This window comes from Micromonospora sediminicola, from assembly GCF_900089585.1.
GTDB lineage: Bacteria > Actinomycetota > Actinomycetes > Mycobacteriales > Micromonosporaceae > Micromonospora > Micromonospora sediminicola.
The window spans coordinates 245,183-258,308 of sequence record NZ_FLRH01000004.1 but is presented as its reverse complement, the minus strand read 5'-3'; the positions used below and the strand labels follow the sequence as shown (position 1 = coordinate 258,308).

The following is a 13,126-nucleotide window of genomic DNA, read 5'->3' as shown; positions in this document are numbered from 1 at the left end:
GGCCGACCGGCCGATGCCCGGATCGGCCGGGTGACCGGCGGTGTCGTCCGGCGGGATTGAGCCGCCCGTCCCGGGGCAAGGAAACCGCGCGGACGGCGCAGCGAGCCCGTGGAGGAACAGGATGGGACAGCCGCACGACGGACCGGACCGGGCGCACCGCCGCCCCGACGGGGTGAGTGACGCCACGGTCGAGGCGCTGGGCAAGCTCAGCGAGGCCCTGGAGTGCGTCGAGCGGGCCCGCGGCCACCTCTACGAACTGCACCAGCTGATCGGCCACGCCGACCTGATGCTGGACGACGCGGTGGAGCTGTTCCGCTCCGCCGGGCACCCGGCCCTCGCCGAGCGGATCGACCGCGACCTGCTCGGTCGCAACGTCATCGCCGGGCGGTGGACCTTCCAGATCGTCGAGGATTTCGACGACGGCTACTACGCGCTGTTCCGGGAGATGGACCGGCAGGCCCGGGACGACCTGGTCGGCGGCCGGCGGCACCTCTACGAGGCGGAGATGAAGGAGCGCCGCCGTAGCCGGGGCCGGCCGGGGCACGAGGCGCGCCCGGCGTGACGAGGAGTCAGTCCGAGGAGCGCGCGTCGGCCGGACGGCGGCGCGCGCCGTCGTCGGCGATGATCACGGTCGCGACCATCAACGCGACCACCAGGCTGAAGAGCCAGGAGCTGTCGTCGGTGAACTTCGCGGCGACCGGAGCCTGGACGGCGGCGAGCAGGAAGCCCAACCAGGCGAGGCGGCGCTGACGGGTGGAGAGGAAAGCGGAGCCCTGATCCATCCCGAAAGTCTTACGCGCCACGGGGGGAGTGCCGTCAGCCGTTCGGCCGATTCTGGATGGGCTGTCCGTTTTCCCGACCGCCCGTACCTCACTTTTTGTCGTTTCGGTCGAGCGTAGGGTGACCGGCTCCGGGTAGCTTCCGGCCCCCGGAGCCGGCGCCTCACATGGTGTCCGGCCCGGTCCGGCCGGTGGTCGACGGCCGGTACGCCCGGTCCGCGTCGGTCATCTCCCGCCGCTCGGCCTCCGGGCCGGCGCCCCGGTCCACCGCCTCGGGACCGTGGCCGAACGCGGCCTCCTCGCCGGCGTCGTTGCCGGTGGCGTCGTCGGCCTGGCCGTCCAGCGTCGACCGGGCGATCGCCTGGTCCAGCTCGTGCAGGGGAGTGCGGTCCTCGTCGCGCCACACGTGGCGGTCGTTGTCGGTCATTCCCCTGCGGTACCCGGGCGGAATGATCGCAAACGGCCGCCGGACAGCGTGATGGCCGCCGGGCGAGCCGGCGGCCATCGAAGCTTCGGTACGGGGGGGAAGCGGGGACTCAGGGAGTCGGCCGGTCGACCTCACCGCGCCAGGCGCCGGTCTCCTGACCGCGCCGCTCGATGAACGTCTTGAACCGCGCCAGGTCGCCCTTGGCCCGGCGGTCGACCACGCCCAGCTTGTCGCCGGCCTGCTCGACCACGCCGTGCGGCTCGAACTCCATCTGCAGCGTGACCCGGGTGTGCCCCTCGTCCAGGCGGTGGAAGGTCACCACGCCGGCCTGCTGGGTGCCCCCGGTGGAGCGCCAGGCGACCCGCTCGTCCGGCAGCTGCTCGGTGATCTCGGCGTCGAACTCGCGCTTGACCCCCGCGATCTCCACGGTCCAGTGCGTCATCGTGTCGGAGAGCTGCCGGACCTCCTGCACGCCCTCCATGAAGTGCGGGAACTCCTCGAACTGGGTCCACTGGTCGTACGCGGTCCGGATCGGGACGTCCACATCCACGTGTTCCATAACGCCGCTCATGTCGGGGTTCCTCCTGTTCCGCCGGTGTCGTGGTGCGGACCGTGGGCCGGTCCGCTCACCAGCGCGTCGTCTCGTTCTTGTGCCCGAGTGCGGCCCACACCTCGGAAACCGTCTGGTAACGCGTGCCCTCCGGCAGGCTCTCCAGCGCCGCGACGACGTCCGCGGGCGCCTCGTTCTCCCGGGCGTTGGCCACCAGCGTGTCGCGGTCGCCGGGCAGCGCCGCCATGGCGATGAACCGGCCGAGGCGGCTGCGCGCCTCCACGTCCGTGGAGCTCATCCCCTGCGGAGAGCCGGTGCGCAGCTCTCCGGCCGGGGCCGTGGTGGCCTCGGGCTGGTCCTCGCCGGCCGGCTCGGGGACGCGGAACTCGTCGACCCGCGAGCCCCCGGTGCCCGGCCCCTGGACGAGACCGCTGACCTCGCTGCTCATCTGATCGTCGACCCTGGGCGAGTGCTTGCTGCTGCCACGTTCCATGCCCACAGACATGCCCCGGGGGATCGCCGGTAAACCGGCGCGGGTCGGGGGACCCGGTCACCCGGGGCGGAACCGGGCGGCCGGTCTCAGTCGGCCGGCGCGCGCGGCGGCAGCACCGGCTCGTCCGGCTCGTCCACCCCGGCCTGCATCGCCCGGCCCCGTTGCAGCTCCGCGTTGACCTGCACGCCGAGCATCAACGCGCAGTTCGACAGATAGAGCCAGACCAGGAACGCGATCACCGCGCCGAGGCTGCCGTAGGTGACGTCGTAGGAGCCGAAGTTGGCCACGTAGAGACCGAAGCCGAAGGAGGACGCCACCCACACCAGCAGCGCCAGCGCGCCGCCGGGGGTGAGCCAGCGGAAGCGGGGCTGCCGCACGTTCGGCGCGATCCAGAACAGCAGCGACAGCAACGTCATCGCGACCAGGGCCAGCAGCGGCCACTTCGTCACCGACCACAGGGTCCGGGCCAGGGCGCCGGCGTGCAGCAGGTCGCCCACCGCGTCGGTGACCGGGCCGCTGACGATCAGCCCGGTGGCCACCACCGCGAGCAGCAGCAGCGTGATCGCGGCCATGCCGATCTGCAGCGGACGCAGGCGGTAGAACGGCCGCCCCTCCTCGACCCCGTAGATCGCGTTGGAGGCCCGGGTGAACGCGCCGATGAAGCCCGAGGCGGACCAGAGCGCACCGAGCAGACCGAAGCTCAGCAGCACCTTCGCCGACCCCTGCTGCTCGACCACGTTGCGCACCACGCCGACGAACGCGTCGTTGCCGACCACCGAGCCGGCCCCGATCTCGCGCGCCAGGTCGATCACGGTGTCCACCGTGCGCGGACCGTCGGAGACCAGCCCGACCAACGCCACCACCACGACCGTGGACGGGAAGAGCGCCAGCACCCCGTAGTAGGTGAGCGCGGCCGCCCAGTCGGCGCAGTTGTCCTTGACGAAGCCCTGGCCGCTGCGCACCAGCACACCCCGCCAGGTGCGCCAGTTCAGTTGACGGATGCGTCGCGGGAAGCGGGACCGGGGCCGGTCACCGACCGCGGGTGGTGTCGTCGCCGTCATGACCGCCTCCTCCACGCGCCGGCCGCGCCACCGGACGTGGCCCGGCGGTACCCCACCGCGGAAATCGACAAACCGCGCGCCGGTTTGTCCCCGGAGCGGGAGGGAACGACAGGGGACACCCGATCGAGACGGAGGTGGACGAGATGCCCGGGCGTGAGGTGCTGCCCAGCACGCTGAAGCGGTCCCCGGCCAAGGCGCAGCGGACCTGGGAGAAGACGCACGACTCGGCGGTCGAGACGTACGGCGAGGGGGAGCGGGCGCACCGCGCCGCCTTCGCCGCGGTCAAGCACGAGTTCGAGAAGGTCGGCGACCACTGGGAGCCGAAGGGCCGCAAGGGGCCGAGCGACAAGCAGGCCGCCGGCGGTGGACCGGCCCGCCGCGCGCCCACGGCCGGCGGTGTGGACGCCAACGCCACCAAGGACCACCTCATGGAGGTGGCGAAGAAGCTGGACGTGCGGGGCCGGTCGCGGATGACCAAGCCGGAGCTGGTGAAGGCGATCGAGAAGGCCAACGACACCGCCACCCGCAAGGCGCGCGGCGGTCGCTGAACCGCCACCGTACGACGTCGAGCCCGGGACCGCGCAGGTCCCGGGCTCGTCGGTGTCGGCTCACCAGTGGCCGCCGCCCGGCGCCTCCAGGTGCACCACCTTCACCGTGCTGAACTCGTCGAGCAGCTCCGGGCCGTACCCGAAGCCCTGGCCGCTGCCCCGGCGCGGCTGGGCCGCGCCGCCCGGCGCGCCGCCGAACACCGCGTTGACCTTGACGGTGCCGACCGGCAGTTCCCGCCAGGCCCGCTGGGCGTGGCTCATCGAGCCGGTCAGCACGGTGGCCGCCAGACCGTACGGGGAGTCGGCCGCGCAGCGCAGGCCCTCGCTGAACGAGTCGACCACCACCACCGGGGCGACCGGGCCGAACGTCTCCTCGCGGACCAGCGCCATCTCGTGGCGGCAGCCCTCCACCACCGTGGCCGGGTAGAACGCGCCCGGCCCGTCCGGGATCGTGCCGCCGGTGCGCACCCGGGCGCCCTCGGCCACCGCGGCGGTGACCTGCCCGTGCACGTGGTCCCGGTGCCGCCGGTCCACGAGCGGGCCGAGCTGCGTGTCCGGGTCACGGCCCGGTCCGGTGGCGAGCGCCTCGGCGCGGGCCACCAGCGCGTCGACGAAGTCCTCGGCGACGTCGCGGTGCACGTAGATCCGCTCCACCGCGACGCAGATCTGGCCGGCGTTGGCGAAGCAGCCCAGCGCCGCCTGCTCGGCCGCCCAGACCGGGTCGACGTCCGCGTCCACCACCAGCGGGTCGCTGCCGCCGTTCTCCAGCAGCACCTTCGCGCCGGTGCGCGCGCCCGCCGCGGCGATCGCCCGGCCGGTCGCGGTGGACCCGACGTGGGCCACCACGTCCAGCTCCTGACCGGCCAGCGCGGCGCCCACCTCCGCGCCGCCGGTGAGCAGCGACAGCACCCCGGCCGGCAACGCCGAGTCCAACGCCCGGGCCAGCAGCCACCCGGTGGCCGGGGTGCGTTCGCTCGGCTTGTGCAGCACCACGTTTCCGGTCACCAGGGCCGCGCCGAGCAGTCCGCAGGAGACCGCCACCGGGTCGTTCCAGGGGGTGATCGCGGCGACCACGCCGCGCGGCTCGGGAGCCATGAAGTCCAGCGCCGGGTGGCTGCCGTGCAGGGTCCGTCCGCCCCGCACCGGCGCCAGCTCGGCGTACTGTCGCAGCGTGCCGACGCCCGCCGCCACGCCGCCCCGCGCGTCGTCCAGGGGCTTGCCCATCTCCGCGGTGGTCGCCTCGGCGAGTTCCGCCGCGGCGGCCTCGACCGCGTCCGCCGCCCGGTGCAGCGCGGCGGCCCGTTCCGCCGGCGCGGTGGCCGCCCACTCCGCGGCGGCGCCCCGGGCGGCCTCGACCGCCTTGGCCACCTCGTCCGCCGTGGCCACCGGCGCCCGGGTCACGGGCGATCCGTCGGCCGGGTCGTGGACGACTAGTTCGCCGCCCTCGCCACCGGCGCCCCACACCCCACCTATGAGCTGCGCAACCGTGTACATGCGGCCATGGATGCCCCGGTCCGGGCGAGGCAAACGCGTTTCGCCCGGTGACCGGCCGGGTAGGCGGATCGGATGATTTCGACCGCCGACGCCGTCGTCATCGGGGCCGGGCACAACGGTCTGGTGGCCGCGAATCTGTTGGCCGACGCGGGCTGGGACGTCCTCGTGCTGGAGGCCACCGAGGCGCCCGGCGGAGCGGTGCGCTCGGCGCAGGTGACCGCACCCGGCTACCTGAGCGACCTCTACAGCTCGTTCTATCCGCTCGGCTACGCCTCCCCGGTGCTGGGCGGGCTCGACCTGGAGCGCCACGGCCTGTCCTGGACCAACGCGCCGGACGTGCTGGCGCATCTGCTCCCGGACGGCCGGGCCGCGGTGGTCAACCGCGATCTCGACCGCACGGCCGCGTCGATGGAGACGTTCGCCGCAGGCGACGGGGAGCGCTGGCGGCACGCGTACGCGGACTGGTGCCAGGTGGCCGAGCCGATGCTGGACGCCATCACCAGCCCGTTCCCGCCGGTGCGCGGCGGGCTGGGCCTGCTGCGCCGGCTCCGGGTCGCCGGCGCGCTGCGGCTGGCCCGACGGCTCGTGCTCCCGGTACGCAAGCTCGGCGCGGAGCTCTTCGACGGCGAGGGCGGGCCGGCGCTGCTGGCCGGTTGCGCCCTGCACACCGACCTGTCCCCGGAGGAGGCCGGCTCGGGGGTGTACGGCTGGTTGCTCGCCATGCTCGGCCAGCAGGTCGGCTGGCCGGTGCCGGTGGGCGGCGCGCAGCGGATCACCGACGCGTTGGTCGACCGGCTCGTCGCCCGTGGCGGTCGGATCGAGTACGGCGCCTGGGTCGAGCGGGTGCTCACCGCGCGGGGGCGGGCGATGGGCGTGCGGACCGCCGGCGGGACCGACTGGCGCGCCCGACGTGCCGTGCTCGCCGACGTCCCCGCCCCGGCGCTCTACCTGGACCTGGTGGGCGCGGCGGCGCTGCCGCCCCGGCTGGTGGAGGACCTGGCGCACTTCCGGTGGGACGGCTCCACGCTCAAGGTCGACTGGGCGCTGTCGGCGCCGATGCCGTGGCAGAACCGCGAGCTGGCCGGCGCCGGCACCGTGCATCTCGGCGCGGACCTGGACGGGCTCACCACGTACGCCGCCGCGCTGGCCCGCGGTGAGGTGCCGACGGACCCGTTCCTGCTGGTCGGCCAGATGACGGTGGCCGACCCGAGCCACTCACCGCCGGGCACCGAGTCGCTCTGGTCCTACACCCACCTGCCGTTCCGACGGAACTGGCGGGCCGAGGACGTCGCCGGGCACGTGGACCGGATGGAGGAGGTGCTGGAGGCGGCCGCGCCGGGTTTCCGCGCGTCCGTCGTCGGGCGGCACGTGGCCGGTCCGGCCGACCTGGAGGAGGCCGAGCCGAGCCTGGTCGGCGGCGCGCTGGGCGGCGGCACCGCGGCGGCGTACCAGCAGCTCTTCCTGCGGCCGATCCCCGGCCTGGGCCGGGCGGACACCCCGGTGGACCGGCTCTACCTGGCCAGCGCCTCGGCGCACCCGGGCGGCGGCGTGCACGGCGCGCCGGGCGCGAACGCGGCCCGCGCGGCCCTGGCCCGCGACCGGGCCGTCACCGGCGGCGTGTACGCCCGGGCGATCGCCGCGGCCCACCGCTCGGTCTACCGCTGACCCGCGCAGGCGCCGGTCCACCCGAGATACGAAGATGCACGCCGCGTCACGGTGACGCGGCGTGCATCTGTCGGCGAGCGAGGGCCGGAGGGCCGGTCAGGAGTCGAGGTTGCGGTGCCGGCTGCGCAGCTTGAACGGCATCAACGCGCTCTCGATCTTGGTGGCGGTGGTCATCTTCGAGTCGCCCTCGCGGCGCTCCTCGAAGCGGATCGGCACCTCCAGGATGGTGTGGCCGAGCTTCGTGGCGAGGTAGTGCATCTCCACCTGGAAGCTGTAGCCGTTGGACTGCACCCGGTCCAGCCCGATGGCGCGCAGCGCGTCCGCCCGCCAGATCTTGAAACCGGCGGTCAGGTCCCGGATCCGCACCCGCAGCAGCGTGTGCACGTAGAGGTTCGCCCAGCCGCTGAGCGCGCGGCGGTAGAGCGGCCAGTTCTCGTCCAGCTCGCCGCCGGGCACGTAGCGGGAGCCGATGACCACGGCCGCCTGGGTGGAGAGCAGCGCGCCGAGCATGCCGGGCAACGCCTCCGGCGGGTGCGACAGGTCGGCGTCCATCTGGGCGACGAACTCCGCGCCGTCCTCGATCGCGCGGCTGATCCCGTCCACGTACGCCCGGCCGAGGCCCTCCTTGCCCGGACGGTGCACCACCAGGATCCGGTCGGGGTGCTCGATGGCCAGCTTGTCGGCCACCTCGCCGGTGCCGTCGGGGGAGTTGTCGTCCGCGACGAGCACCTTCAGCCCCGGCAGCGGCAGCGCGAGGAGGCGCTCGACCAGCACCGGGAGGTTGCCCGCCTCGTTGTAGGTCGGAACGACGACGGTCAGGCGCGCGTCCGCCCACGGGGAGGGCAACTGCACGGGTTCGATCATCACGGACTTCCTCGGTCGGCCGACAGGTTCACCAGAGAGGGTAGCCAGTCCACCTGACCGGCTCCGCACAGACGCCCCGCGACCGTCCGATCACCGGTCCGGCCGCTGTCGCGTGGCGATGTCCGACAGCCGGGCCAGCGTCTCCTTGTTCCGCTGGTGCAGCACCAGATCGTTCAGCTTGGTGCGCACCCAGCGCAGCGGACCGGCGGCGAAGTCCTCGCCGATCGTCACCCGGGTCCGCCCGTCGTCCAGCGGCTCCAGGACGAACGCCACGATCGCCTCACCCGCCGGCCAGAGCCCGGCCCGCAGCACGAGCCGGTGCGGCGCGCGGCACTCCAGCACGGTGGAGGCGTCCTGCAGCGAGAACGGCCAGGGGCCGGCCCGGTGGTGCAACCGGCTGCCGACCCGCGGCCAGTCGTCGTCCACGTCCCGCACGTGCGCGGTGCCGACCACCCAGTCGCTGTACGTCCATCCGTCGGCGAGCACCTCGAAGACCTGGTCCGGGGGTGCGTCGATCACTTTCTCCACAACTGCCACCACTGTCCGGTACCCCTGCCGGGGCCGCCGCTAACGGCGGACGGGTTAGCTTCTCCGGGGCGGCGGGTATCGCCGCACCGGGCCGGGGCGTGGCAGGCGTGGACCGGCCGTGCGGCGCCGCGGGGGTGGGCTCCGCCGAAGGTGACGTTTACTCCTCGGGGGCTCGGGAACCCGCCGCCCGTGCAACCGGACCACGAGCGGGATCAGTGCAGGTCAGCCGGGTTTGGCCCGGGTTCTGGCCGGCCCCCGTCCGGCCTGTACGACGCGGTGCTGCTGGATCGGGACGGCACGCTGGTGGAGGACGTGCCGTACAACGGGGATCCGGAGAAGGTGCGGCCGGTGCCGGGGGCGCGGGAGGCGTTGGACCGGTTGCGGGCGGCCGGGTTGCGGTTGGCCGTGGTGACGAACCAGTCCGGGTTGGCGCGGGGGTGTTTCACCGCCGAGGACATGCGTCGGGTCCACGCCCGGGTCGAGGAGCTGCTCGGTCCGTTCGACCACTGGGCGATCTGCCCGCACGCGGAGGCGGACCGCTGCGCCTGCCGCAAGCCCGCGCCCGGCCTGGTGCATGACGCCGCCCGGGCGCTCGGCACCGTGCCGACCCGCTGCGTGCTGATCGGGGACATCGGCGCCGACATGTCCGCCGCCGCCGCGGCCGGCGCCGCCGGCGTCCTGGTGCCCACGCCGGCCACCCGGGCGGCCGAGGTGGCCGCCGCGCCGACGGTCGCCGCCGACCTGCCGGACGCGGTGGACACCGTGCTGGCCCGGATGCGACTGGTGGCCGCCCCGGCGCCCGCGCGTCGGGCGGCCCGGGGGACCGTGCTGGTGGTCCGCAGCGACGCGGCCGGGGACGTGCTGGTCACCGGCCCCGGGATCCGCGCGGTCGCGGCCGGCGCGGACCGGGTGGTGCTCCTGTGCGGCCCCCGTGGCCGCGCCGCCGCCGAGCTGCTGCCCGGCGTCGACGAGATCATCGAATGGCCACTGCCGTGGATCGACGCCCCCGCCCCACCCGTCGACCCCGACGCCATCCAGGCCCTCACCGCCCGGCTCGCCGCCGTCGGCGCCGACGACGCCGTCATCTTCACCAGCTTCCACCAGTCACCCCTGCCCCTGGCCCTGCTGCTGCGCCTCGCCGGCATCGCCCACATCAGCGCCATCAGCGACGACTACCCCGGCGCCCTGCTCGACGTCCGCCACCGCGTCCCCGCCGGCGTCCCCGAACCCGAACGCGCCCTCTCCCTCGCCGCCGCCGCCGGCTACCCCCTGCCCCCCGACGACCAACCCGGCCTCCGGCTGCGCACCGACCGGCTGCCGCCGGCGCCGGCCGCCGCCGGGCCGCCCGGCTACGTGGTGCTGCACCCGGGGTCCTCGGTGGAGACCCGCGCCTGCCCGGTGGAACTCGCCACCCGGGTGGTCCGGGTGCTCGGCGCGGCCGGGCACCGGGTGCTGGTCACCGGCGGGCCGGACGAACGCGAGCTGACCGCCCGGGTCGCCGCGGCCGGCGGGGTCGACCTGGGTGGGCGTACCGGACTCGGCGAGCTGGCCGGCGTGATCGCCGGGGCCGGCGCGCTGGTGGTCGGCAACACCGGCCCGGCGCACCTGGCCGCGGCGCTGGGCGTGCCGGTGGTCAGCCTCTTCGCGCCGACCGTCCCGTTCGGGCAGTGGGGGCCCTACCGGGTGCCCACGGTCCGCCTCGGCGACGCCGCCGCGCCCTGCCGCGACACCCGGGCCACCGCCTGCCCGGTGCCCGGGCACCCGTGTCTGTCGGCGGTCGAGCCGGGCCGGGTGCTGGAGGCGTTGCGACTGCTCGGCGTGCCCGCCGCCGTGCCGGCGCCCGTCCCCGGCGGGGTGGTCGGATGAACATCCTGCTGTGGCACGTGCACGGCTCGTGGACCACGTCGTTCGTCCACGGCAAACACCGCTACCTGGTACCCGTCACCCCCGACCGCGGCCCCTACGGACTCGGCCGCGCCCGCACCTACCCCTGGCCCGACAACGCCCTCGAGATCACCCCCGAGGACCTCGCCCACACCGACGTCGACCTGGTCATCCTGCAACGCCCCGAAGAACTCGACCTGGCCACCGAATGGCTGCGCCGCCGCCCCGGACGCGACCTGCCCGCGATCTACGTCGAACACAACACCCCCAAGGGCGACGTGCCCCACACCCGCCACCCCATGGCCGACCGCGACGACCTCCTGCTCACCCACGTCACCCACTTCAACGAACTCTTCTACGACAACGGCACCACCCGCACCACCGTCATCGAACACGGCGTCGTCCCCCCCACCACCGAATGGACCGGCGAACTCGACCGCCTCGCCGTGGTCATCAACGAGCCGGTACGCCGCTGGCGGGTCACCGGCACCGACCTGCTCGCCCGGTTCGCCGCACTGGCGCCGCTGGACGTCTACGGCATGAAGGTGGCCGGGCTCGCCGCCCACCTCGGGCTGCCCGAGGACCGCCTGACCAGCCACGACGACGTGCCGCAGCACGCCATGCACGCCGAACTGGCCCGGCGCCGCGCCTACCTGCACCTGTGCCGCTGGACCTCACTCGGGCTCAGCCTGATCGAGGCGATGACCATGGGCATGCCGGTGGTGGCCCTGGCCACCACCGAGGCGGTGGACGCCGTGCCGCCGGACGCCGGCGCGCTCTCCACCCGGGTCGACGTGCTGGTCGACGCCGCCCGGGGCCTGCTGGACGACCCGGCGGCCGCCCGCCGGGCGGGCGCCGCGGCCCGGGCCGCCGCCCGCGACCGCTACGGCCTGGAGCGATTCCTCGCCGACTGGGACCGGCTGCTGGAGGAGGAAGTATGCGCATCGCGATGATCTCGGAACACGCCAGCCCGCTCGCCGTCCTCGGCGGGGAGGACGCCGGTGGCCAGAACACGCATGTCGCCGAGCTCTCCGCCGCGCTCGCGGCCGCCGGTCACGACGTCCGGGTCTACACCCGGCTCGACGCGGTGGACCTGCCGGTGACCGTCCGCGCCCCGGACGGGTACGAGGTGGTGCACGTGCCCGCCGGCCCGGCCGAGCCGGTGGCCAAGGACGACCTGCTGCCGTACATGCCGGCGTTCTCCGACTGGCTGACCGACCGGTGGCGCAGCGGCGACTGGCAGCCCGAGGTCGTGCACGCGCACTTCTGGATGAGCGGACTGGCCGGGCTCGCCGCGGCCCGGCGCACCGGCGTGCCGGTGGTGCAGACCTACCACGCGCTGGGCACCGTCAAGCGCCGCCACCAGGGCGCCCAGGACACCAGCCCGCCGGGGCGGATCGACCACGAACGGGACCTGGGCCGCGCGGTGGACCGGGTGGTCGCCCAGTGCCAGGACGAGGTCGCCGAGCTGGTCCGGATGGGCGTGCCCCGCTCCCGGATGACCGTCGTGCCGTCGGGGGTGAACCTGTCCACCTTCGGTCCGCTCGGCCCGGTCGCCGAGCGGGACGGCGGCCGGGCCCGCATCCTCACCGTCGGCCGACTGGTCGAACGCAAGGGCTTCCAGGACGTCGTCCAGGCCGTCGCGTCGGTCCCCGACGCCGAGTGCGTGGTGGTCGGCGGACCACCGGCCGGCCTGCTGGAGACCGACCCGTACGCGTTGCGACTGCGGGCGCTCGCCGACTCGCTCGGCCTCGCCGACCGGGTCCGCCTCGTCGGCGCGGTGCCCCGGGAGGAGATGGGGCGCTGGTACCGCTCGGCGGACGTGCTGGTCGCCGCCCCCTGGTACGAGCCGTTCGGGCTCACCCCGCTGGAGGCGATGGCGTGCGGCGTGCCGGTGGTCGGCACCGCGGTCGGCGGGCTGATCGACACGGTGGTGCCGGGACGTACCGGCGACCTGGTGCCGGCCCGCGACCCGGCGGCGCTCGGCGCGGCGATCCGCGGCCTGCTCGGCGACCGGATCCGCCGCTTCGCCTACGCCACCGCGGCGCTGGAGCGGGCCCGGGCCCGCTACTCCTGGGCCACCGCCGCCGACCGGCTGGGCGAGCTGTACGGCGAGGTGGCCACCGTGCGCCGGCCGACCCGGGTGGTCGCCTGATGGCGGCCGCGCCGGCTGCCGGCGGGACGGTGCTGGAGGACCACCTGACCCGGCTGGCCGCCGCGCTGCTGCCGCTGCGGGACGCGGAGCACCTGCTGGCCCGCTGGGGTCAGGAGGTGGCGCACCGGCTCGCCGCCGGCGGGCGGTTGCTGGTGGCCGGCAACGGCGGCAGCGCCGCCGAAGCCCAACACCTCACCGCCGAACTCGTCGGCAAACTCCGCCACGACCGCCAACCCCTGTCCGCCATCGCCCTGCACGCCGAAACCAGCGCCCTCACCGCCATCGGCAACGACTACGGATACGACGAGATCTTCGCCCGCCAGGTCCGCGCCCACGGCCGACCCGACGACCTCCTCCTGCTCCTGTCCACCAGCGGCACCAGCCCCAACCTCCTCACCGCCGCCCACGCCGCCCACGACACCGGCCTACGCTGCTGGGCCTTCACCGGCCCCGCCCCCAACCCCCTCGCCGACCTCTGCCACGAACGGCTCGCGATCGACTCGCCGGACGGGCAGGTGGTGCAGGAGCTGCACCTGGTGGCCGTGCACGTGCTCTGCGAGTACGTCGACCGGGCGCTGCCCGCGGCGCTCGCCGCCCGCGCCCCGGCCGGACCGGTGCGCGCCGGCGTCGAGGTGGTGCTCGACGACCCGGATCCGGAGGTGCAGGCCCGATGAGGAG

15 protein-coding genes are annotated in these 13,126 nt (G+C 74.8%); 7 read left to right on the top strand and 8 right to left on the bottom strand.

All coding sequences use genetic code 11. The features are described 5' to 3' along the window. Positions 1 to 121: 121 nt before the first annotated feature. Positions 122 to 562, top strand: coding sequence for a hypothetical protein (locus tag GA0070622_RS22625; RefSeq protein WP_091578340.1), 441 nt, complete (start codon positions 122 to 124; stop codon positions 560 to 562). A 7-nt stretch (positions 563 to 569) separates the two neighbouring features. On the opposite strand, the gene GA0070622_RS22620 is transcribed toward GA0070622_RS22625, so the two are convergent. The 5 genes from GA0070622_RS22620 to GA0070622_RS22600 form a co-directional block, all read right to left on the bottom strand. Next, positions 570 to 782, bottom strand: a complete 213-nt coding sequence (locus GA0070622_RS22620; RefSeq protein WP_091578338.1) for a hypothetical protein — start codon at positions 780 to 782, stop codon at positions 570 to 572. 160 nt (positions 783 to 942) lie between these two features. Further along, positions 943 to 1,206 carry a hypothetical protein gene (locus GA0070622_RS22615; protein WP_091578336.1) on the bottom strand — a complete coding sequence of 88 codons (264 nt, stop codon included), beginning with the start codon at positions 1,204 to 1,206 and terminating at the stop codon, positions 943 to 945. Positions 1,207 to 1,315: 109 nt separating this feature from the next. Further along, positions 1,316 to 1,777 (bottom strand): SRPBCC family protein, encoded by a 462-nt coding sequence (locus GA0070622_RS22610; protein ID WP_091578334.1) that lies wholly within the window; start codon positions 1,775 to 1,777, stop codon positions 1,316 to 1,318. Positions 1,778 to 1,832: 55 nt separating this feature from the next. Continuing rightward, positions 1,833 to 2,249, bottom strand: a complete 417-nt coding sequence (locus tag GA0070622_RS22605; RefSeq protein WP_091578331.1) for a DUF2795 domain-containing protein — start codon at positions 2,247 to 2,249, stop codon at positions 1,833 to 1,835. An 86-nt stretch (positions 2,250 to 2,335) separates the two neighbouring features. Continuing rightward, complete coding sequence (locus GA0070622_RS22600) at positions 2,336 to 3,310, bottom strand: YihY/virulence factor BrkB family protein (protein WP_091583769.1); 975 nt, start codon at positions 3,308 to 3,310, stop codon at positions 2,336 to 2,338. A 143-nt stretch (positions 3,311 to 3,453) separates the two neighbouring features. Here GA0070622_RS22600 and GA0070622_RS22595 point away from each other — a divergent pair, with 143 nt between their 5' ends. Beyond that, entirely contained in the window at positions 3,454 to 3,858 is a 405-nt protein-coding gene (locus GA0070622_RS22595; protein ID WP_091583766.1) for a ChaB family protein, read from the top strand. A gap of 60 nt (positions 3,859 to 3,918) precedes the next feature. On the opposite strand, the gene GA0070622_RS22590 is transcribed toward GA0070622_RS22595, so the two are convergent. After that, positions 3,919 to 5,352 carry an aldehyde dehydrogenase family protein gene (locus GA0070622_RS22590; protein ID WP_091578328.1) on the bottom strand — a complete coding sequence of 478 codons (1,434 nt, stop codon included), beginning with the start codon at positions 5,350 to 5,352 and terminating at the stop codon, positions 3,919 to 3,921. Between the two features lie 72 nt (positions 5,353 to 5,424). Here GA0070622_RS22590 and GA0070622_RS22585 point away from each other — a divergent pair, with 72 nt between their 5' ends. Further along, positions 5,425 to 7,017: a phytoene desaturase family protein gene (locus GA0070622_RS22585; protein WP_091578325.1), complete on the top strand. Its 1,593-nt coding sequence runs from the start codon at positions 5,425 to 5,427 to the stop codon at positions 7,015 to 7,017. Between the two features lie 96 nt (positions 7,018 to 7,113). On the opposite strand, the gene GA0070622_RS22580 is transcribed toward GA0070622_RS22585, so the two are convergent. Then, positions 7,114 to 7,881: a polyprenol monophosphomannose synthase gene (locus GA0070622_RS22580; RefSeq protein ID WP_091578322.1), complete on the bottom strand. Its 768-nt coding sequence runs from the start codon at positions 7,879 to 7,881 to the stop codon at positions 7,114 to 7,116. Between the two features lie 90 nt (positions 7,882 to 7,971). Then, positions 7,972 to 8,418 carry an SRPBCC family protein gene (locus GA0070622_RS22575; protein ID WP_091578319.1) on the bottom strand — a complete coding sequence of 149 codons (447 nt, stop codon included), beginning with the start codon at positions 8,416 to 8,418 and terminating at the stop codon, positions 7,972 to 7,974. A 180-nt stretch (positions 8,419 to 8,598) separates the two neighbouring features. On the opposite strand from GA0070622_RS22575, the gene GA0070622_RS22570 reads away from it, so the two are divergent. From GA0070622_RS22570 to GA0070622_RS22555, 4 genes are read left to right on the top strand one after another with little or no spacing between them, the layout of a single operon-like run. Next, a complete protein-coding gene (locus GA0070622_RS22570; RefSeq protein WP_091578317.1) occupies positions 8,599 to 10,275 on the top strand; it encodes an HAD-IIIA family hydrolase in 1,677 nt (558 codons plus the stop codon). Continuing rightward, positions 10,272 to 11,246, top strand: coding sequence for a glycosyltransferase (locus GA0070622_RS22565; RefSeq protein ID WP_091578315.1), 975 nt, complete (start codon positions 10,272 to 10,274; stop codon positions 11,244 to 11,246). The genes GA0070622_RS22570 and GA0070622_RS22565 overlap by 4 nt, the downstream gene beginning before the upstream one ends. Then, entirely contained in the window at positions 11,231 to 12,448 is a 1,218-nt protein-coding gene (locus GA0070622_RS22560) for a glycosyltransferase (protein WP_091578312.1), read from the top strand. Before GA0070622_RS22565 ends, GA0070622_RS22560 begins: the two co-directional genes overlap by 16 nt. Next, entirely contained in the window at positions 12,448 to 13,122 is a 675-nt protein-coding gene (locus GA0070622_RS22555; RefSeq protein WP_091578309.1) for a D-sedoheptulose-7-phosphate isomerase, read from the top strand. Before GA0070622_RS22560 ends, GA0070622_RS22555 begins: the two co-directional genes overlap by 1 nt. The last annotated feature ends 4 nt before the right edge of the window (positions 13,123 to 13,126 follow it).

What these genes read in the sequence shown, in the direction of transcription:
- GA0070622_RS22625 (WP_091578340.1), top strand. Translation starts at nt 122, where the DNA reads ATGGGACAGCCGCACGACGGACCGGACCGGGCGCACCGCCGCCCCGAC.
- GA0070622_RS22620 (WP_091578338.1), bottom strand. Translation starts at nt 782, where the DNA reads ATGGATCAGGGCTCCGCTTTCCTCTCCACCCGTCAGCGCCGCCTCGCC.
- GA0070622_RS22615 (WP_091578336.1), bottom strand. Translation starts at nt 1,206, where the DNA reads ATGACCGACAACGACCGCCACGTGTGGCGCGACGAGGACCGCACTCCC.
- GA0070622_RS22610 (WP_091578334.1), bottom strand. Translation starts at nt 1,777, where the DNA reads ATGAGCGGCGTTATGGAACACGTGGATGTGGACGTCCCGATCCGGACC.
- GA0070622_RS22605 (WP_091578331.1), bottom strand. Translation starts at nt 2,249, where the DNA reads ATGGAACGTGGCAGCAGCAAGCACTCGCCCAGGGTCGACGATCAGATG.
- GA0070622_RS22600 (WP_091583769.1), bottom strand. Translation starts at nt 3,310, where the DNA reads ATGACGGCGACGACACCACCCGCGGTCGGTGACCGGCCCCGGTCCCGC.
- GA0070622_RS22595 (WP_091583766.1), top strand. Translation starts at nt 3,454, where the DNA reads ATGCCCGGGCGTGAGGTGCTGCCCAGCACGCTGAAGCGGTCCCCGGCC.
- GA0070622_RS22590 (WP_091578328.1), bottom strand. Translation starts at nt 5,352, where the DNA reads ATGTACACGGTTGCGCAGCTCATAGGTGGGGTGTGGGGCGCCGGTGGC.
- GA0070622_RS22585 (WP_091578325.1), top strand. Translation starts at nt 5,425, where the DNA reads ATGATTTCGACCGCCGACGCCGTCGTCATCGGGGCCGGGCACAACGGT.
- GA0070622_RS22580 (WP_091578322.1), bottom strand. Translation starts at nt 7,881, where the DNA reads ATGATCGAACCCGTGCAGTTGCCCTCCCCGTGGGCGGACGCGCGCCTG.
- GA0070622_RS22565 (WP_091578315.1), top strand. Translation starts at nt 10,272, where the DNA reads ATGAACATCCTGCTGTGGCACGTGCACGGCTCGTGGACCACGTCGTTC.
- GA0070622_RS22560 (WP_091578312.1), top strand. Translation starts at nt 11,231, where the DNA reads ATGCGCATCGCGATGATCTCGGAACACGCCAGCCCGCTCGCCGTCCTC.
- GA0070622_RS22555 (WP_091578309.1), top strand. Translation starts at nt 12,448, where the DNA reads ATGGCGGCCGCGCCGGCTGCCGGCGGGACGGTGCTGGAGGACCACCTG.